The 356-nt window shown below is 47.8% G+C and carries 1 protein-coding gene; it reads right to left on the bottom strand.

The window, feature by feature from the left end; all coding sequences use genetic code 11:
• Positions 1-22: 22 nt before the first annotated feature.
• Positions 23-356: sensor histidine kinase (locus KDM89_RS20600; RefSeq protein ID WP_230428013.1), on the bottom strand; the 334-nt coding region annotated here is incomplete at its 5' end.

Here is a 356-nt window from a genome sequence, read left to right as displayed (position 1 = left end):
TGCTTTGCTTTTTCTGCCGCATTTATACTTTTGGATTGCGCTGATCAGGCGTTGGTATCAGCGGCAATAACAGGTAAAACAAAGAGCCATGGCCCTCTTCGCTCTTAAAACCGATTTTTCCACCCATTTTTTCTATCATGGTTTTGCTCAGACTCAGGCCCAGACCGGTACCCGCATATTTGCGGGCGGAGTTGGCTTCTGCCTGGGTAAATTTCTGGAAAATACTGGATTTGAAGTCATCCGAAATGCCTATGCCGTAGTCCTGTACTTCTACTTTCACCCATTCACCGCGCATCGACAGCCGCACGTCAACCCGGGCTCTTTGTCCGGAAAATTTAATTGCGTTTGAGAGCAAG

The organism is Cognatundibacterium luofuense, from assembly GCF_018139685.1.
Taxonomy (GTDB): Bacteria; Pseudomonadota; Gammaproteobacteria; order Burkholderiales; family Burkholderiaceae_D; genus Undibacterium; species Undibacterium luofuense.
The sequence above is the reverse complement of the archived record's forward strand: the minus strand, read 5'-3'. Positions and strand labels throughout refer to the sequence as shown.